The 19,942-nt window shown below is 60.4% G+C and carries 14 protein-coding genes; all 14 read left to right on the forward strand.

Features of this window, described 5'->3' with window-relative positions:
* Positions 1-56: 56 nt before the first annotated feature.
* The 14 genes from F6X42_RS13610 to tssC all read left to right on the forward strand — a co-directional run bounded on the left by F6X42_RS13610 (position 57) and on the right by tssC (position 19,738).
* Complete coding sequence (locus tag F6X42_RS13610) at positions 57-1,187, forward strand: efflux RND transporter periplasmic adaptor subunit (protein WP_246530083.1); 1,131 nt, start codon at positions 57-59, stop codon at positions 1,185-1,187.
* Positions 1,184-4,243 carry an efflux RND transporter permease subunit gene (locus F6X42_RS13615; protein ID WP_187634707.1) on the forward strand — a complete coding sequence of 1,020 codons (3,060 nt, stop codon included), beginning with the start codon at positions 1,184-1,186 and terminating at the stop codon, positions 4,241-4,243. The genes F6X42_RS13610 and F6X42_RS13615 overlap by 4 nt, the downstream gene beginning before the upstream one ends.
* The gene (locus tag F6X42_RS13620) at positions 4,240-5,718 is read left to right on the forward strand and encodes an efflux transporter outer membrane subunit (protein ID WP_187634708.1); all 1,479 of its coding nucleotides are present in this window, start codon (positions 4,240-4,242) and stop codon (positions 5,716-5,718) included. The genes F6X42_RS13615 and F6X42_RS13620 overlap by 4 nt, the downstream gene beginning before the upstream one ends.
* A gap of 152 nt (positions 5,719-5,870) precedes the next feature.
* Positions 5,871-7,307, forward strand: coding sequence for a basic amino acid/polyamine antiporter (locus F6X42_RS13625; protein WP_187634709.1), 1,437 nt, complete (start codon positions 5,871-5,873; stop codon positions 7,305-7,307).
* 68 nt (positions 7,308-7,375) lie between these two features.
* Positions 7,376-8,803, forward strand: a complete 1,428-nt coding sequence (locus tag F6X42_RS13630; protein ID WP_187634710.1) for a basic amino acid/polyamine antiporter — start codon at positions 7,376-7,378, stop codon at positions 8,801-8,803.
* Positions 8,804-9,250: 447 nt separating this feature from the next.
* Positions 9,251-9,901, forward strand: coding sequence for a response regulator (locus F6X42_RS13635; RefSeq protein WP_187634711.1), 651 nt, complete (start codon positions 9,251-9,253; stop codon positions 9,899-9,901).
* Positions 9,902-10,155: 254 nt separating this feature from the next.
* Positions 10,156-10,692 (forward strand): fimbrial protein, encoded by a 537-nt coding sequence (locus F6X42_RS13640; protein ID WP_187634712.1) that lies wholly within the window; start codon positions 10,156-10,158, stop codon positions 10,690-10,692.
* A 90-nt stretch (positions 10,693-10,782) separates the two neighbouring features.
* On the forward strand, positions 10,783-11,556 hold the full coding sequence (locus F6X42_RS13645) for a fimbria/pilus periplasmic chaperone (RefSeq protein WP_187634713.1): 774 nt from the start codon (positions 10,783-10,785) through the stop codon (positions 11,554-11,556).
* 20 nt (positions 11,557-11,576) lie between these two features.
* Positions 11,577-14,405: a fimbria/pilus outer membrane usher protein gene (locus F6X42_RS13650; RefSeq protein WP_187634714.1), complete on the forward strand. Its 2,829-nt coding sequence runs from the start codon at positions 11,577-11,579 to the stop codon at positions 14,403-14,405.
* Entirely contained in the window at positions 14,359-15,039 is a 681-nt protein-coding gene (locus tag F6X42_RS13655; RefSeq protein WP_246530084.1) for a fimbrial protein, read from the forward strand. Before F6X42_RS13650 ends, F6X42_RS13655 begins: the two co-directional genes overlap by 47 nt.
* A 51-nt stretch (positions 15,040-15,090) precedes the next feature.
* Positions 15,091-15,774 carry a DotU family type IV/VI secretion system protein gene (locus F6X42_RS13660; RefSeq protein ID WP_246530085.1) on the forward strand — a complete coding sequence of 228 codons (684 nt, stop codon included), beginning with the start codon at positions 15,091-15,093 and terminating at the stop codon, positions 15,772-15,774.
* A 311-nt stretch (positions 15,775-16,085) separates the two neighbouring features.
* Entirely contained in the window at positions 16,086-17,444 is a 1,359-nt protein-coding gene (locus F6X42_RS13665) for an OmpA family protein (protein ID WP_246530086.1), read from the forward strand.
* Positions 17,445-17,656: 212 nt separating this feature from the next.
* Positions 17,657-18,190, forward strand: coding sequence for a type VI secretion system contractile sheath small subunit (gene tssB, locus F6X42_RS13670; RefSeq protein ID WP_187634717.1), 534 nt, complete (start codon positions 17,657-17,659; stop codon positions 18,188-18,190).
* Positions 18,191-18,235: 45 nt separating this feature from the next.
* Positions 18,236-19,738: a type VI secretion system contractile sheath large subunit gene (gene tssC, locus F6X42_RS13675; protein ID WP_187634718.1), complete on the forward strand. Its 1,503-nt coding sequence runs from the start codon at positions 18,236-18,238 to the stop codon at positions 19,736-19,738.
* Positions 19,739-19,942: the final 204 nt, after the last annotated feature.

Raw genomic sequence — 19,942 nt, forward strand, 5'->3', positions numbered from 1 at the left:
CTACATTGCCGCCGGGTGCACGACACGGGTTGCGTCAGCAGTCAGCCGAGAACGTCATGAACGCAAACCGCTCCAATGCACCGCCGGTTCCCCGATCAGCCGGAGTCGCACCGACCGGCGCATTGCCGTGCGTGTTGACCTGTGTGCTCGTGCTGTCACTGTGGGGGTGCCAACGGCAGACCGAAACACAGACTGCCGATGCGAGACCAGCCGTGCAGCTCACCAAAGTCGAACCGGCCGACGCTTCCGCCATTCGCATTTTTACTGGGCGGGTCGAGCAGACCAGCATCTCGCCGCTCGCCTTCGAAGTATCGGGCCGCGTCGTGCAGATCGCGGTGCTCGAAGGAGCATCGGTGAAACGCGGGCAGCTGATCGCGCGTATCGACGAGGAACCCTACAAGCTGCAACTGCAGCGCGCGAACGCGCAGTATCAGCAACTGAGTGACAACCTGAAGCGCCAGGCGGTATTGCGCCAGGACGGTATTCTGTCCCAGGCTGCCTATGAGCAGTTGTCGGCTTCCACAGACGCCGCGCGCGCGGCACGCGACATGGCGAGCCGCGACTTACGCAATACCCAGCTCGTCGCGCCATTCGACGGCCGGATCGCTCGCCGCAACATCGAGATCCAGCAGGTCGTGCAGGCTGGCGCGCCCGCGTTCAATCTGGAAAACATCGGTCGTGTCGATGTCGGCGTCGATCTGCCTCAGAGCATCGCCGAACGGCTCTTCGTCGACAAGACGCTGAGAGCCGAGGCGTGGCTGCCCGAGCGGCCGCAGAACCGCTTCCCGCTCGTGTTCCGCGAACGGACCACGCAGAGCTCGCCGACTTCGGCGGCCTACCGGCTCGTGTTCTCGATCGAAGGACCGCAAAGCGCGATGCTGTTCCCCGGCATGGCGCTGCGCGTACAGATTTCCGACACGGCGCGTCAGGTCGCGCAAAACGACAACAAAGGGTACTTCGCGATTCCGATCGCCGCGGTGTCGATCGGCGCGGACGGTCAGCGCAGTCTGTGGCGCTACGACGCCGCGTCCGGCCGTGTGCATGCGGTGCCGGTCAGCGTGCGCGAAATTCGCAATGACGATGTGGTCGTCGCGGGGGCGGTTGCGGCGGGCGACCGCGTGGTGGCCGGCGGCTCGCAGTTCATGAAAGAGGGAATGGCGGTCCGTCCAATGGATGCGCCTCAATGAATCTCGCGCGCCCCCTTATCGAAAAGCCGCTGATCGCGTGGGTTCTGACGCTCATCTCGCTGTTGGGCGGCATCTTCGCGTACTACAACATCGGGCGGCTCGAAGACCCGAAGTTCACAATCAAGACCGCAGTCGTCGTGACGCTGTATCCGGGCGCGAGTGCGCACGAAGTCGAGCAGGAAGTGACGGACCGGCTCGAAAGCGCGATCCAGCAGATGCCGCAGGTCGACAAGCTGACCTCGCGTTCGACACCGGGCTACTCTGAAGTCCGCGTCGAGATTCGCGACCAGTACACGTCGGCGCAATTGCCGCAAGTGTGGGACGAGGTGCGCAAGTCGGTATCGGATGCACAGCCCCGGCTTCCGCCGGGCGCGGGACCGTCACTCGTGGTCGACCGTTTCGGCGACGTCTACGGGATGTTCTACGCGCTGACCGGCGAGGGCTACACGCAGGCGCAACTGTATGAGTACGCGCGCGAACTGCGCCGCCAACTGCTGACACTCGGCGACGTGTCCGACATCGTGATCGCCGGTCAGCAGCAGGAGCAGATCTCGGTCGACGTCGACCAGTCGCAACTGATCGCCAACAATCTGTCCACCGACGATGTTGTGCAGACGCTGTTCGTGCAGAACGAGGTTCGGCCCGCGGGCCGCGAACGTGTCGGCGACCTGTCGTTGCGGATTGCGCCGTCCGGCTCGCTCGATTCGCTGCAGGCCATTCGTTCGCTGCCTGTCAACAATACGCCCGGCCCGCTGCTGCTCGGCGACATCGCGCGCGTAAGCCACGGCTACGCGACGATTCCGAACCAGCTCATTCACTATAACGGCCAGCCCGCGGTTACGATCGGTATCAGCGCGCGGCCGCGCGTCAACGTGGTGAGCGTCGGCGCGAAGATCAAGGCGAAGCTCGCCGAACTCGAGCGCGACCGCCCGATCGGCATCAAGCTGCACTCGCTTTACGATCAGCCGCAGGTCGTCGACGAGAGCGTGCGCGGTTTTATCTTCGACGTGTTCCTGTCCGTGGCGATCGTCGGTGTCGCGCTGGGCATTGCGCTCGGCTGGCGCGCGGGCGTGGTGCTGAGCGTCGAGCTGTTCCTGTCGATCCTCGGCACGCTGCTGGTCATGTACGCGGCAGGCATCGAGCTGCAGCGTATCTCACTCGGCGCGCTGATCATCGTAATGGGCATGCTGACCGATAACAGCATCGTGGTGGTCGAGGGGATGCTCGTGAAGGTTCAACGAGGCACGTCGCATCTCCAGGCGGCGACCGAGATTCTGAAACAAAGCCAATGGCTTCTGCTCGCGTCGACCATTGTGGGGATTCTGGCTTTCTCGGGCATCGGCCTGTCGCCGGATGCGGTCGGCGAATTCTGTGCGTCGTTGTTCGCCGTCGCTGCGATTTCGCTGCTATTCAGCTGGGTGATCGCCATCGCCCTGACACCGCTGTTCGGCACGTATCTTTTCAAGCCCGCGGACATCATCGATGACGACCCGTTCAAGTCGAAGCTGTACAAGCGTTACGGCGAGCTGTTGTCATGGGTCACCCGACAGCGCGTGTTCGTGGTCATCGGCCTCGTCGCGCTGACCCTGCTGGCCGGGTGGGCGTTCCGTTTCGTCGAGCGGAGCTTCTTCCCCGCGTCGACCACGCCGATCTTCTATGTCGACATGCGTTTGCCGCGCGGCACCGATATTCGCGCGGTCGTCGAAAGGAGCCGCGAGATGGAGAAGGTGCTGCTCAAGCATGCGGACGTCACCAACGTGCAGACGTATATTGGCTCGGGCGCGACGCGGTTCTTCCTCGTCTACGATCCGGAGGGGCGTGATCCGTCGTACGCGCAGTTCATCGTCGGCGCGAAGGACCAGAGCCTGATCGACGACATGATTCCGGACATCGAAGCGGACCTGAAGAAGCGCTTCCCCGAACAGCATTGGACGGTCACGCGACCGAACTTCGGTCCCGGCGGTGGCGCGGCCATTCAGGCACGCTTCTCCGGACCCGATCCGGCCATGCTGCGCCGCTTGTCTCAAGAAGCACAGAATGTGCTGAAGGCGGACGGCCGCATCATCGCGATTCGCGACGACTGGGAGAACCCGATCAGCATCGTGCGGCCGGAATTCGACGAATCGCGGGCGCGCTCGCTCGGTGTGACGCGCCGTCAGGTTAGCGACACGATGGCTTATGCAAGCGAAGGCCTGCGGGCGGGCATCTATCGCGAAGGCGATCAGCTACTGCCGATCGTGCTGCGTTCGCCCGACTACACGCGTGGCGTCGCGGGTCTGCAGGACCTGCAGGTGTTCAGCGCGGGGCTGCGCCGTTACGTGCCGCTCGGCGACGTGGTCAACGGCTTCACGGTCGGTACCGAGGAAGGCCAGATCGCGCGCGAAAACCGGATTCGCACGCTGACGGTTTCGGCCAACCCGATCTATGGGCAGAACAGTGTCGACGCGTTCAACCGCATACGCTCCAGCATCGAGAACATCAAGCTGCCACCAGGTTATAGCTTCGAATGGGGCGGCGAGCACGAATCGTCGACGCGCGCGCAGCAGAGCCTGTTCCGTCAACTGCCGCTCGGCTTCATCGGCATGGCGCTGCTCGTGCTGATGATGTTCGGACGCCTGAAGCCGGCGCTCGTCGTGCTGCTCGTCGTGCCGATGTCGATCGTCGGCGTCACGCTCGGTCTGCTGCTATTTCGCGGCGCGTTCGGCTTCATGGCGTTGCTCGGTCTATTGAGTCTGATCGGCATGCTGATCAAGAACGGCGTGGTGCTCGTCGAAGAGATGGATTCGCAGATCGCCGCGGGCGTGCCGCGCATGCAGGCGGTGACCCACGGCGCGATGAACCGTCTGCGGCCGGTGATACTGGGGGGCGGTACGACGGCGCTCGGCATGGCGCCGTTGTTGTGGGATCCTTTCTTCAAGGACATGGCGATCACGATTATGGCGGGCCTTGTTTTTGCCACCGTGCTGACGTTGGTCGCCGTGCCGGCGCTGTATGCGATGTTGTTCAAGATCAGGCAGGCGGAATGGGAGCCGGGTCAACACCCGGAAGCAAAATGATCCGCGCGCGCCCTTGTCTTTTCGCCATCGCGGCATTGCTGCTCGAAGCCGGTTGTACGGGATCATTGCAGCTGGAAAAGCCCGCCGCGTTTCCGTCACAGTATTCGGAGGCGCAACCGGGCGCGGCGACACCGATGTCCGAGCAGCAGCTCGCGGCATGGTGGACCCAGTACAGCGACCCGACGCTGAACAAACTGATCGAGCTCGCGCTCGCGCACAACTTCGACATCGCCACCGCTTACGCACGCGTCGATCAGGTGCAGGCCGGGATCCGGCTGGCTCGCTCGCAGCTGTTGCCGTCGGTCGGTGCAAGCGTGAGCGCCGCGAAGTATCACGGCGGCGAGACGCAGCTCGAGTTCGAGGAACTGCTCGGCATCAACAATACCGATGCGCAGTTCTGGCGCGTCGGCTTGCAGGCGCAATGGGAGATCGACCTGTTCGGCCAGGGACGCGCAAGGCTCTCGGCGGCACGCGAACAGGCACGCGCGGCCGCGGGCGACGCGGAGGCGGTACGCCTGAGCGTGGTGTCGGGCGTTGCGGATCTGTACGTCACCTATCGCGGGCTGGTGCGTCAGCGCACGATCCTGCTGCAGAGCCGCGCAATCGCGGACGACTTCGTCAACATCGCCGAGAAGAGCTTTAACGCGGGCCTCGTTCTGAGTATGGACATCGAAGCGGCGCGCGCGGGCCGCGCGCAGGTCGATGCGCGTTTGCAGGACGTGGAGAACGGCATCGCGCAGGCGCGGCTGAATCTGCAGAATCTATGCGGCGTGCAGCCCGCGGAATTCGGCGCGATTCTCGATGAAAGCGACACGCTGATGACCGCGCTGCCGCATATCGAGCCCGGCCAGCCCGTCGATCTGCTGATGCGACGCCCGGATCTGATCGCGGCGCAGGCACGCGTGAATGCGGCGGTCAGGCAGTCGGATGTCGCGCGGCTCAATTACTGGCCGACCATCTCGTTAAGCGGATTGCTCGCGCGCAATGGATGGGAGATCGCGGGTCAAAGCCTCGGGCCCAGCACGTTCTGGCTATTCGGTGCAGCGATGGCGATGCCGCTGATTGATTTCGGCGCGCGACGCTCGCAGGTGGAGTCGTCGGATGCGCAGGCGCAGCAGGCGATGTTCAACTACGAAAAGACCGCGCTCGGCGCGTTCTACGACGTCGACCGTGCGTTGGCGCGTTTGAACCGGCAGGACGAATTGTTCAAGGCGCGCAATGAAGAAGTTACGCGGCGGACCACGCAGCTGAGCCAGGTGCAGCGTCGCTACCAACTCGGCGATACCGGTCGCGTCGATATCGATCAGGTGCGGGTTGCGCTGCTTGAAAGCCAGTCGTCGCAGGTGAGGGAAGAGGTCGGCAAGCTGCAGGCGCAATTCGCGCTGTTCAGGGCGATGGGGGGCGGCTGGTTGGCCAATCCGCCATTGGCCGCGAACACCCAGACGCCGACGGGGCCGGCGCCGGCTTCGCAGTGAGCGGCCGCGAGGCGCCGCAAGCGCACCAAACATCGGAAGCGCGACATAGAAAGCGCCGTCACCGCAGGACCACGGTGACGGCGTTTTTGTTAATTGATGGCCGGCCGGAAGCCTGCGCGAGCGATGTTGAATCCGATATTCGAGGATGGACGATGTCAACCCAGTTACAGACGAAACTGTCGTTGCCCGCATTGACCGCGATGGTCGTCGGCTCAATGGTGGGCGCAGGGATTTTCTCGTTGCCGCGCAATTTCGCACGCGCGACCGGACCGTTCGGCGCGGTCATTGCATGGTGCGTGGCGGGCATCGGCATGTACGCGCTCGCGCGCGTCTTTCAGACGCTCGCACAGCGGCGGCCCGAGCTCGACGCCGGCGTGTTCGCGTATGCGCGAGCGGGCTTCGGCGATTATGCGGGCTTTCTGTCCGCATTCGGCTACTGGATGGCCGGCTGCTTCGGCAACGTGTCGTACTGGGTGCTGATCAAATCGACGCTCGGCGCTTTCGTCCCCGCATTCGGCAACGGCAATACGGCGACCGCGATCATCGTGTCGTCGGTGGGCATCTGGCTGTTTCATCTGGTGATGCTGCGCGGTGTCCAGCAGGCCACGATGATCAACACGATCGTCACGGTCGCGAAGCTGATTCCCATCGTGCTATTCATCGTGATGCTGGTGGCGCTGTTTCGTGCCGACATGTTCCGCGCGAATCTGCTGGAAGGCAGCGATCAGATCGGCGCGGGTCTGTTCTTGCAGGTCCGTGCGACGATGCTTGTCACCGTGTTCGTGTTCGTCGGTATCGAAGGTGCGAGCGTGTACTCGCGCTACGCGAAAAAGCGCTCGGACGTCGGCGCGGCGACGATCACCGGCTTCGTGGCCGTGCTGTGTCTGCTCGTGCTGGTGACGCTGCTGCCTTACGCGAGCTTGCCGCGCGCCGACATCGCGGTGATGCGCCAGCCGTCGATGGCCGCGGTACTCGGCGCGCTGCTCGGCCCGTTCGGCGTCGTATTCATCAGCGCCGGTCTGATCATTTCGATCCTCGGCGCGTACCTCGCGTGGTCGCTGATCTGTGCCGAGGTGCTGTACGCCGCCGCGCGTCTCGAGACGATGCCGCGCGTCTTCGCGCGACAGAACGAGCGCAAGCTGCCGGTCGCCGCGGTGTGGCTTACGAGTACCGTGGTGCAGTTGTTCGTGATCAGCACCTACTGGTCGACCGATGCGTTTGCGCTGATGCTCAACCTGACGAGCTCGATGGCGCTGATACCTTATTTCCTCGTGGCCGCATACGGCATCAAAGCCGCGCGTCACAATAGCGGGCAGAGCGGCGGCGCCTTGAGCGGCGCGTTGCGCATCGAGTATTTCGTCGCGATGTTCGCGACGTTGTACACGGCTTTTCTGCTGTTCGCGGGCGGCCTGAAGTTTCTGATGCTGTCGGGGCTGCTGTATGCGCCCGGAACGGTGCTGTATGTGGTGGCCAAACGCGAGCGTGGCCTGCGGCTGTTTTCGAAACTCGAGTGGCTCATCTTTGCCGTCGCCGCCTGTGGCGCGTTTGCCGCGCTGGTCGGCCTCGCGACCGGCACGATTGTCATCTGAGCGGATGATCATCGCAGTCGCAAAAGCGCGGCTGGATCGGAACGTATTCGCGGGAGAGCGATCGCAGCATGGACAAGCGCGTCAGACTTTCAGCTGCGGGCCTGATGGCGATGGTGATCGGCTCGATGGTCGGGGTGGGCGTCTTTTCGTTGCCGCAGGCGCTCGGCAAATATACCGGCGTGGTCGGTTCCTTGATCAGTTGGACCATCGCCGGCTCCGGCATGCTGATACTCGCGCTGATCTTTGAACGGCTCGCATGGCGCAAGCCCGAGCTCGACGTTGGTGTTTATACGTATGCGCGCGTCGGCTTTGGACGCTATACGGGTTTTCTGTCGGCGTTCGGCTACTGGTGCGCCAGCTGTCTTGGCAACGTCGCCTATCTCGTGCTGATCAAGTCCGCGCTCGCGATCGTCGCGCCCTCATTCGGCGCCGGCAATACGCTGAGCGCGATTGTCAGCTCCTCGCTGATGATCTGGGTGTTCCATTTTCTGATTCTGCGCGGCGTGAAGGGCTCGTCGATAGTGAATGCGTCGATGACGGTCGCCAAGTTGTTCGCGCTCGGGCTGTTTGCGGTGCTCGTGCTATCCAGCGTCAAGTGGCAACTGTTCGTCGCGAATCTGTGGACCCGTCCCGAGCCGTCGGTGGCCGGTCTGTTCGGCGAGGTGCGCAAGACCATGTTGGGCACCGTCTTCGTGTTTCTCGGCGTCGAAGGCGCGAGTGTTTATTCACGGCATGCGCGCGAACGGCGCGACGTCGGCGTCGCGACCGTGCTCGGCTTTCTCTGCGTGCTTGCGCTAATGGTCATGGTCACGTTGTTGTCGTATGGCGTGTTGCCGCTTGAGCAGTTGGGCACGCTGAAAAATCCGTCGATGGCTGGCGTGCTGAGCGCCGCAGTTGGCACCTGGGGCGCGGTCGTGGTCAAGCTCGGCCTGTTGATATCGGTACTAGGCTCCTATCTTGCATGGACGCTGCTCGCCGCCGAAATTCTTCATGCCGCGGGCAAGAGCCGTACGATGCCCGCGTTTCTTGGACGCGAAAGCCGCAACCACGTACCGGTCGCCGCGTTGTGGATGACGAGCCTCGTGATCCAGGCGTTTCTGATCGTGACGCTGTTCTCAACCGAGGCGTTCACGCTGGCCAAGGAGTTCACGACATCGATGAACCTGATTCCATATCTGCTCGTCGCCGGCTATGGGTTGAAGCTCGCAGCGAGCGGGGAATCGTATGCGGGACAGCCGTGGGCACGGCGTATCGATTTCATGCTTGCGCTGGTGGGCTGCGTCTACGCGCTGTTTCTCGTGTACGCGGGCGGCCTGCACTATCTGTTGATGTCGACCGTACTTTATACGGCGGCGACCGCGTGGTTTTACATCGCCGAGCGTCGCAAAGGGAAATGGCCTGTGTTTACCCTGCTCGAACGCTGGCTATGTATTGTGGTTCTGCTTACCGCGCTGGTCGCGTTCGTCAATCTCGTGCGCAACCATTTTGTGCCTTAGCGCGTGTTGAGGCCACCTTGATCAAGGCACTCCTATGTACCTGAATGGCATATATAGGAATCTGCTGAATTCCTTCTTTTTTAGTGCCTCGTACAATCTGACTATCCGACGCGCGGATATTTCGATTCCTCGCCGACGTGTGCGGGGCGTTGCGCTATCCCGCCTCCATCGGTGAACCATGCCATGTTGCGTGGGAAATATTGCTTTGACTCTACCAAAGCACAACGACCTTCTCCATAAGATTCTATTAATACGTCCTGTCCATCAGCGAGTCACGGACATCGGTGTACCCGTAACAAGCATGCTGGTTTCGAGGAATCTTATCGATCGGCCGTCGCTCCTGAGGTGTGCGACTTAACGGCGTGAAACGACACCGTACTCTGGTAACAAAGCTTGCAGTTGATTTGGTATGAAAAAGGTATTCGCCAGCATGGCCATGGAGTGTGAGTGAACAAAATCAGGGTGGGTATTGCCGACGATCATCCATTCATTCTCCTCGGCGTCGAACATCTTCTTCAGCCTTGCCCTGACATCCAGGTCTGCTTCAAAAGCGAAAGTATTGGCGGGCTGCTCCAGCTGTTGGTTGAGGTGCCGGTTGACGTTCTCGTATGCGACTACGAATTCGAAGGTGATGCGTATGCCGATGGCCTCAACCTTCTTGACCGGATTCAGCGTGCCGCTCCAGCCATACGGGTTGTCTTTCTCAGCTCACATTCATCGACGCACATCATTTCGGCTGCGCTCAATGCGGGGGCGGCCGGTTTCGTCGGTAAGGGGCCCGAGGGCTTTGTCAGCCTTATCGCTGCCGTTCGTGCCGCCAAAAACAAGAGCGTGTTTCTGCCGGATTCCATTGCTAACAGGATGTTGTCCACCGCGCGGCGCGCATCGGAAGGCGGGTCTTCGCTCGACTCGCTATCTGAAAAGGAATCGACGGTCGTGCGAATGATCTGCGATGGGATGTCGATCGGGGCGATCGCCGAGCGGCTCAATCGCAGTCCCAAGACAGTTAGCAACCAGAAGAACGCAGGCATGAAGAAACTGGGCGCCAGAAACGACGTTGAACTCGTCACGATCGTGCGCGAGTGGTACTGCTCGTAACCATTGCCGCACTTCTCAGGCGACGTCCATCGTTCTGGTGGCGCCTTCTCCCAACTTTGGGAGTGAGGCTGGTATCGGTCCGGTTCGAGGAACCGGTACGGCGTTTCTTGACTGGGCTACATGATCACTCATTTTGGGTATCGGCCCATTAACAGCGATCCGCTTCAATGACATCATTTCCTTGCCTTGACGGTCGCTGGAAGCCCCGGCTTCAGAAGGGTTGGTAGTTTCGAATAGCAACAAAAAGGAATCTCATGAAAAAACAAGTGACACAACTCATGATCGCGCTGATGGGCCTGTCCGTCGCGCCGATGGTTTTCGCTCAAACTGCTCCGGGCACGGGTCAGGTTACGTTCAACGGCGAACTGACCGACGACACCTGCGTGATCAACGCGGGTGACGAGGACCAGACGGTCACGCTGGATACCCTGTCTACGCAGTCGCTGGCTGCAGCTGGCCAAACCGCTGGCTCCAGAATGTTCAATATTTCGGTGTCGAAGTGCCCAGCAACGTTGAGCAATGTCGCGGCGCATTTCGAGACCACGAACATGAACCCGGATACGCGTAATGCCATTAACCAGGCAGCCACGTCGCCGGCCGGGAATGTCGAAGTGCAATTGCTTGACCGCGATGGCATGACGCCGATTCTTCTGGGTAGCACGGGTACGTTCGTTCCGGTCGCGAGCGACGGTACCGCAACGATGAGCTACGGTGGCCAGTACTACGCAACGAACAGAACCACCGCCGGTAAGGTGATGGCTGTTGTTCGCTACACGTTGGCATATCAGTAAGCCAATCTAAGCCGAATGGCATCGGGTTGCCCTTCTAGCTCGAGGGCAACCCGAAGCGGCATTCCGCTTATCTGTCACGTGGAGGAGCGAATGTCTTTAATGAAGTTCCCTATTTTAATGGCCGCAGCCGTGGCCTGCAGTGTGGCTTCGTTTGCTGCACAAGCTGCTATCACCGTTACCGGTACGCGAGTCATATATCCGGCGCAAAACCGCGAAGTCAATGTTCGTTTGAACAATGTTGACAGCCATCCGGTCCTCGTCCAAGCATGGTTGGACGACGGCGATGCGGCAGCTGCACCGAATGAAATCAAGGTGCCGTTCACGTTGTTGCCGTCTGTATTTCGCGTCGAACCTCACAGAGGTCAGGCTTTGCGCATCATGTTCGCGGGCGGCGACATGCCGAGCGACCGTGAATCCGTTTATTGGCTGAATGTTCTGGAAATTCCGCCGAAACCCAAGGATGCTGATGACCGGAACATGATCCAGCTCGCGTTCCGTACGCGTATCAAGATGTTCTACCGGCCCGCATCGTTGCTCGATGACCCAACTGCGGGGCGGGCTCAACTGAAGTGGCATGTCGAACCGGATGAAAAAGGTCAGAGCGTTGTTCGTCTGGACAACCCATCGCCCTACTACATTTCCGTCGGCTCGGCAGAAGTAGAAACGGCAGGCGGGAAGATCGCTCTTTTGCCCAATATGGCGGCACCGTTCGGGCACGTCGATCTCCGTCCACAAGATGGAAAGCTGGATATCAAAGTTCCTGCCACGGTTTCCTATACGGTTCTGAACGACTTCGGTACTGCGATCAAGGACTCGGCGGAAGTGGAAGTCGCACAAAACGCGAAAGCGCAAAAGAATCAATAATCGGAATATGGGATGTCGGCGTGCGGAATAGTAAGGCGGCGGTTGAAACAGTATTCAGTAATGTCCCTTTCAGGTTTCATCCTCTGGCATGGGCGGCAATCGTAGCGTCGGGCTGGGTCTTTTCCGCGCATGCCGCGGTCGCGGCATGCGCCCCCGACTGGGCGGCAACGCCGTCCAATGACTGCTCGGAGTCCGGGTGGCCGAAACAGGCAGCCGGTGCCAACGGCGAAGCTGCGAGTACGGATGCGTTATCTACCACGCCGACATCCAATGCGCCCTCTGCCGAGGCTCCGCAAGAAGTTGAGTTCAATCCCGCATTCTTTACGGGTAACGTCGCCGATTTATCGCGCTATACGCGAGGCAATCCCGTTTCTCCCGGTGTTTATCCGCTCGAACTGCTGGTCAACGGTAAAAAGCGTGGACGCTTCGATGTCCTGTTTCAGACAGTGCCGGGCTCGGATATCGCCGCGCCCTGCTTCACGATGTCTAGCCTGGACCGGGCTGGCGTAGATACCGAGCGCGTGATCCAGCGGCTGAAGGATGCTGGAAAGGGCGACTTTGACGATAGCGACGCATCATTGCAATGCGTCCCGCTGGTGGAAGCCATACCGGGATCGGCCGCATCGTTCAACACCGCGGATCTGCAACTCGATCTGTCGATCCCGCAGATTGAATTGCACAACGAGGCTGCGGGTTACGTCGATCCATCCCGTTGGGACAACGGGATCAACGCCGGCTTCGTGCAATACAGCCTCGCCAGTTATACGACTCACCAGAACAGCGGTGGTAGAGATTTCAGCAGTACCTACCTCGGTCTGCAAAGCGGATTCAACGTGAGCGGCTGGCGTTTCCGCCAGTGGTCCACGGCAAGCTGGCAGAGCCGGGCTTCCGACGCACACTGGCAAAGTGTCGCACTGTTTGCACAGCACGATGTCACTGCGCTTAAGAGTCAATTGACGATCGGCGACAGTTCGACGAGCGGTGACGTCTTCGACTCATTCAACGTCCGCGGCGTCCAGCTATCGAGCGACGACCGCATGTTGCCGGATTCCATGCGCTCCTACGCGCCGGCTGTGCGTGGTATAGCTGAAACCAATGCGCGCATTGTCGTGCGCCAGAACAACATCATCGTGGCCGAGACCAGCGTGCCGCCGGGACCGTTTGAACTGAACGACCTGCCGGCCACGGGTTATGGGGGCGACCTTCAGGTCACAATTACGGAATCCGACGGCCGTCAGCGGACATTTCTCGTGCCGTTTGCGTCCGTACCGCAGTTGCTGCGGCCCGGCGTTTCGCGTTTCAATCTGACGGCTGGTGTCTCTCGCGATACCGTGCTGGATAAACATCCGTGGGTGACGCAGGCAGTTTATCAGCGCGGCCTGACAAACCTGTTGACCGGCTACACCGGCGCACAGTTTTCCGAGGGATACTGGGCTGGTCTGGTCGGTGTCGCGCTCAATACTCCGCTCGGTGCGTTCGCGCTTGATGTAACGGCGGCGGGGACGAGTCTCCCCGGCGTGTCTGGTGGCCGTCCCGGTTACAGTACTCGCATCAGCTACAGCAAGCTTCTTCCGGGGCCGAACACGAATTTCTCCGTTGCGGCTTATCGCTACTCGACGGCGCGCTTCTACAGTCTGCGTGACGCAATGTACGCGCGCTATGGCTCGCGAGACACCTCGGGTCAGTATGACTACCGCGCGCGCAGCCGTCTGCAGCTGAATATCAACCAACCAATCGGCGAGTCCAGTTCCTTTTACATTTCCGGCAGTTCGCAGAACTACTGGGGCGCTTCGAAGGGCTACGATCTTCAGTATCAGGTTGGCTTCAACAGCTCGTACAAGCGCGTGTCCTACTCGCTATATGCGCAACGCACGCGCCTGCAAGATTCGCAGATCAGCACGCAGGTCGGTTTGAATCTCACGATTCCGTTGGGTAAGGTCGACTCGAACGCGCATCGTACGTTCGACTATCTGACTACGAATCTTTCGCGCAGCTCGAACGGGGACAGCACGATACAGGCCACGGCGTCGGGCAATACGACCGGAGCCACGCCGATCAACTACGGTGTCAATGCAGCGCGGATCGTCGCCAGCAAAGATCGGACCGTCTCCGCGGGCGGTTACGCGATCTACCGCACGCAGTTCGGTACCTACAACGGCAATGCGTCGATTAGCAATCAGACGCGTCAGGCCGCGTTTAACGCCGACGGCGCGGTCGTCATTCACAGTGGCGGCGTCACGCTGAGCCCGCCGCTTGGCCAGGCGTTCGCGATCGTCGAGGCGAAAGGAGCAAAGGGCGGCCGGATCATCAATGGCCAGGGGGCAAGGATTGACGACAACGGCTATGCCGTGGTGCCTTCGCTGATGCCATACCGCGTCAACACGGTCGCGCTGGATCCGAGCGACGTGCCGCTCGACGTTGAACTGGGTAACACGAGCGAGGAAGTCGTGCCGCGCGCGAATTCGCTCGTCAAGGTGAAGATCACGACCACGCAGGGCACGCCGATTTTCGCCGAGGTCTCGAATCGCGAAGGCAAAGCCATGCCGATGGGCACCGAGCTATTCGACGAATCCGAGAAATCGGTGGGTATCGTCGGTCAGGGCGGCCTCGCGTACCTGCGCGGCCTCGAGCACGAGGGCAAGCTACTGGTGCGCTGGGGCAACGGCGCAGCGGAGCAGTGCGTGATGCCCTACACGGTACCGGACGACGACAAGGCGGATAGCAGTCAGCACGCGGGAATCGTTGCGCGCATCAAGCTGAGCTGTGATCCGACGCTGGTCTGGTCTCCGCCCGTAAAGTCCGTTGCGCAACGTTCAGCGGGCGCAGCGCTTCTCAGTTCGCTTCGCTAAAGTGCGAAAGCCGATGTCTGGTCAACTCCAGCGCTGCGGCCCTGAAGATTCCGCCGACAGTGGAGGTCAGAAAATGAAAAATATTTGTAGATACATTCGGATCGCCGGACTAATTTCCGGAGTGACCGCGAGTGCGCTGTTGGGATCAATTTGCGCGCATGCGCAACGCTCGCCCTCAGTCACGCTCAATTTTAGCGGCACCTACAACGCGATGACGTGTCCGCTGGTCAGTTCGCCTGACATGACGGTCACGTTGCCGACGCTTTCGACGCAATCGCTGCCGGCGGCCGGAGTGGTAGCTGGCTCAAAGGTCTTCACCATCACGATGCAATGCGCGAGCGGCGTGACGGGTGCGCGCGTGTATTTCGAGAGCGGTTCGTCGACTGATCCCAACACGGGCAATCTGGACCTGCAGAACGTGAGCGGCACGACATCGGCAACGAATGTGCAGGTCATGCTGGCCAATGCGAACGGATCGCGGATCAAGGTCGGCGACCGATCCACGATGAATATCATTCCCATCACGTCCACGGATCCGATGCCGGTGGATTTCATTGCCAGCTATTACGCGACCGGGCGAGCCACTGCCGGTACGGTCAATACATTCGTCACCTATGTCGTCGAAATGCTCTGACGTTGCCGCCGGCAATACGTTTTTATGATGTCTGACTCAACGGCCGCACTGATGCGACCGACTGCTCTGCATGCGGCACTGCTGTCCAACGGCGCGGAGATCCCGGCTATTCCTTTTTGGCGTGCGCGTTGTGGAACGTTGGTCGAGACGCTACAGCAGGAAATGCAGGATCGGACCTTTCCGGCAACCGATATCCAGGAAATCAGCCTCGCACAATGCGTTTTGCTGGACGAGCTGACGTTGCATGCATTGCCCTCCAGGCAACACGAGGAATGGTTGCGTGACCCGCTGCAGATGCGTTTTCATCGCGTGCGCGATGGCGCCGCGCGGGTATGGGAACGGATCGACGCGTTGGTGGACGGCGGCCATCAGGACCTCGCCAGACTCAAGTTCTACAGCATGTTGCTGGGACTGGGCTTCGACGGGGGACGAGAAGACGCCAATGAACATCTAGAACGTGCGAAATCGGCGTTGAACAGGCATACGCGAGATAAGGCGGTGTTATCCAAATCCGACTCATCGCAGACTGCCATGATAAGGACGAGTTCGATTCGGCCGCCGTGCATGTCACGCATGTCACGCATTAGCACGATCACGGGCGCGGCCGTTGCTGGTGCGATTGCGGTCGCGTCACTATGGGCGGCGTTCGACCTTAGTCCGGAAGTTCAGACACGTCGCTTGCCCCAGACGTCGTCGCAGCAGAGCAATCCTGGCCAGAGGGAGCGTTCGCAATGACTTCTGTAGACCGCTACCTGGCGGCGCTGATCTGGATCGTTGTCTGCGTAGCTGGCCTGATATGGGTATGTTTGCCGCTTGCCCTCCACCCTTGGTGGGCAGTTGCGCTCAGCCTTGTTGTGTTGACGGCGGTGGGCGCCGCAGTTTTGCTTACTTGCGGGCGATCGAATGCGACCCGCGAGGGCCAGGACGTTCAGCGTGGGACCGTGCGTGAGTTGCCGATTGTTCTCGTGGTCGGACCGCACGCAGGTGCGTTGTTCGCACGTGATGGGCAATCATCCACGCTGCGCCGCAACGATGATGCCGTGTGGATGCCTGTCCGGACCCCGGAAGCGCTCGCCGGCGTGATGGCCACGGTGTTGGAGTCGCATCGACGTTCGCCGGATGCCGTTTTGATGCCCGTTGTTCCCGACGGTGAGTGCGACGACGCGGTGATTCGCCGCGAATTTTCCAGCTGGAAGCATGAACTCCATGCGAGTATCGGTCCCAAGGGGTTCGTCTTACCCTGTTATATCGCGATATACGCGTATCTCGGTGCGAATGGCGACCAGGGTGTGAAACCGGTCTGGTTCGGCGATGCCATCGATATATCGACAATGTACCCCGCGACCGGAACCGCACGGCAACACGTGCAAGCGCTCAGGCAACAGCTGGACCAGGCATGGCTCGCTGTCGCACAACCGGAACGTGCGTCGCGCGCTGGATTGGGGCATGCAGTGGTCGACTGGCTAGAAGATGCGGCGCTGTTATCGATCCTTTCATCGCTCGCGAGCACCGCGCCATTCTCGCTGCGCGGCTTGCTGTTGGCCGACATCGGACACTCGCCGATACGCGCCGGCGCGTGGATGCGATGGTTGACCGGCAAGACCGGGCTGCGCCTGTCGCTGACGACGTCTAAGGCGCGACCGAAGCCGCTGTCTCTGCCTTTGCTCGCGACCGTCGCGCGGAACGAGAGCCTCCGGGTTTCGAAGAGCGGGTGGGTCCGGTCGCAGACCGTAACGCTGCACGCGGTGGCTGCCTCGGCCGTCGTCTTGATGGTATCGATCGGTGTATCGGCGTGGTCGAACGGCGGGTTGGTCGCGCGAGTCGCCAACGGTGTCGAGGTCGGCACGCATATATCCACAGCTCGCGCGGATGGGGAGCGTGAGGAATCGTTGCACAGACGATCCGCGGAGCTGGCTCGCTATGCGAGCGACAGTGCAACGACCGGACTCGGCTGGGGCCTGTATCGAAGCGATCTGTTGCAAGTCGCGCTTGAACGGGTGAGCGCGACATGGCACTCACCGTCGATCGCCGCGCCTTCGCCACCGTCCGCTGTGACGATCGACAACCTCGCGTTGTTCGACAGCGGCAAGGCGACGCTGAAATCAGAAGCAGAGCCACGGCTCAAAGGTGTTCTCGATCTGATTCGCGCGAATCCGGACAAGCGGATTCTTATCGCGGGTCACACCGATAACGTCGGCCCCGGCGCCGCGAATCAAAAGCTTTCCGAGGCACGCGCGCAGGCCATCCGCGATTGGTTGGTCAATACTGCTCTGGTGACCGTCACACGTTTCGCAATTCAGGGTTATGGCGATACGCGGCCGATTGCTGGCAACGAAAGTAGTCAGGGGCGCGAGATGAATCGTCGTGTCGAAATTTCTCTTATTCCCGACTCAGGCACGCACTAAAAAGTACTCGTCGCGGGTAGCCCGCTGGCTGCCTCCGCTCGCGACACGCCAAACCGGCAATTCATTCGTGAGAACGAGACCGACTTTTTGGGCAAGCGCCCATATCGCTACGCTGGTTCGGAACATAAGATCACCAGGTTGCGGATTTCCTGCGCGAAAGCTAGCGGTATCGCCGCTTTTTCTTTTACTTGAGCGAATAACGTCAGAGCACCATGTCGGCTTCTAACAGTTCTCAGAAATTCATCGCACGTAATCGTGCTCCCCGCGTCCAGATCGAATACGACGTCGAAATATACGGTTCAGAAAAGCGAGTCGAACTCCCGTTCGTGATGGGCGTCCTCGCAGACTTGTCGGGCAAGCCGCTCGAACCGCTACCCGCCGTCGGCGACCGCAAGTTCTTCAATATCGACATCGAAAACTTCGATGAGCGGATGAAGGCCATGAAACCGCGTGTCGCGTTCTCGGTGCCTAACACGCTGACGAACGAAGGTCATCTGATGGTCGATATCACGTTCGAAAGCATGGACGACTTTTCGCCCGCGGCCGTCGCGAAAAAGGTTGGCGCACTGTCGCAGCTGCTCGAGGCGCGTACGCAACTCGCCAATCTGCAAACATACATGGATGGTAAAAGTGGCGCGGAAAGCCTGGTCAGCAAGGTGTTGAAAGACCCTGCGTTGCTCGAAGCGCTCGCAAAGGCGCCGAAGCCGCAAGCGGCCTCCACCGACGAGCCGATGACCAACGAATAATTCTGCTTTCGGCACGAAAGCACAGCCTGAATCAATGGGGAAATGATGGCCGAACTTCAAGCGAATACGCACACCAAGGCAACGGCGAGCGTCACCGATCAGTCCGATTTCAACGCGCTCCTGTCGCGCGAATTCAAGCCCAAAACGGAGCGCGCACGCGAGGCTGTCGAGGGCGCTGTCCGGACGCTCGCTCAGCAAGCGCTGCTCACGTCGGTCACGGTGTCCGACGACGCGTACAAGAACATAGAGTCAATTATTGGCGAGATCGATCGCAAATTATCCGAACAGATCAACCTGATTCTCCACCACGAAGATTTTCAGCGTCTTGAAAGCGCATGGCGTGGACTTCATCACCTCGTCACGAACACTGAAACGGATGAGAAGCTGAAGATCCGCTTCATGGATGCGTCGAAAGACGACCTGCGTCGCACCATGAAGCGCTATAAAGGGATTGCATGGGACCAGAGTCCGTTCTTCAAGCAGATCTACGAGGAAGAGTACGGGCAATTGGGTGGCGAGCCGTATGGCTGTCTCGTCGCCGACTACTACTTCGACCACACGCCGGCTGATGTCGATTTGCTTGGCTCGATTGCAAAGGTGGCGGCGGCGTCGCATGCGCCGTTTATTACGGGCGCGGCGCCGTCCGTGCTGCAGATGGACTCGTGGCAGGAGCTCGCGAACCCGCGCGACCTGACGAAGATCTTCACGCAAAACCTCGAATACGCGCCGTGGAACTCGCTGCGCAACTCGGAAGACTCGCGCTATATCGGGCTTGCAATGCCGCGTTTCCTCGCGCGTCTGCCGTACGGTGTCAAGACGAATCCGGTCGACGAATTCAATTTCGAAGAAGCGACCGACGGTTCCGATCATCGTCGTTACGTGTGGTCGAACGCGGCCTACGCAATGGCGGTGAACATCAACCGGTCGTTCAAGCACTACGGCTGGTGCACGCTGATTCGCGGCGTGGAAAGCGGTGGTGTCGTCGAAAACCTGCCGTGCCACACGTTCCCGACCGATGACGGCGGCATCGACATGAAGTGCCCGACGGAAATTGCGATCTCCGACCGTCGCGAAGCGGAATTGTCGAAGAGTGGTTTCATGCCACTCATTCACCGCAAGAACACCGAGTACGCGGCGTTCATCGGCGCACAGTCGTTGCAGAAACCGGTCGAGTACCACGATCCCGACGCGACTGCGAACGCGAATCTGTCGGCGCGTCTTCCGTATCTGTTCGCATGCTCACGCTTTGCTCATTACCTGAAGTGCATCGTGCGCGACAAGATCGGCGCGTTCAAGGAGCGTGACGAAATGCAGCAATGGCTCAACGAATGGGTCATGAACTACGTTGACGCCGATCCGGGGAATTCGTCGCAGGAAACCAAGGCGCGTCGACCGCTGGCAGCGGCCGAAGTGGTCGTCGAGGACGTCGAGGGAAATCCGGGGTATTACCAGGCGAAATTCTTCCTGCGTCCGCATTTCCAACTCGAAGGTCTGACGGTGTCTTTGCGTCTCGTCGCAAAGCTGCCCCTCGTGAAGGAAGCGGCCTGATCTGGCGTCTACCGTTTATTCGGTGATTGAGCGACGGACAGGCGCTCACTAAACATGCCTGACTTTCATTGAGCACCGGCGCGATCAAATTTGAAGTGCAACACCTTGCTCGTGTAAGGTGTGCCAATGCAAAAAAGAAGTTACCAACAACTGCAGCCTGAAGAACGCATGACGATTGCAAGCATGAAGCAGCAGGGTTCGAGC

Source organism: Paraburkholderia podalyriae (assembly GCF_014397785.1).
Classification (GTDB): Bacteria; Pseudomonadota; Gammaproteobacteria; order Burkholderiales; family Burkholderiaceae; genus Paraburkholderia; species Paraburkholderia podalyriae.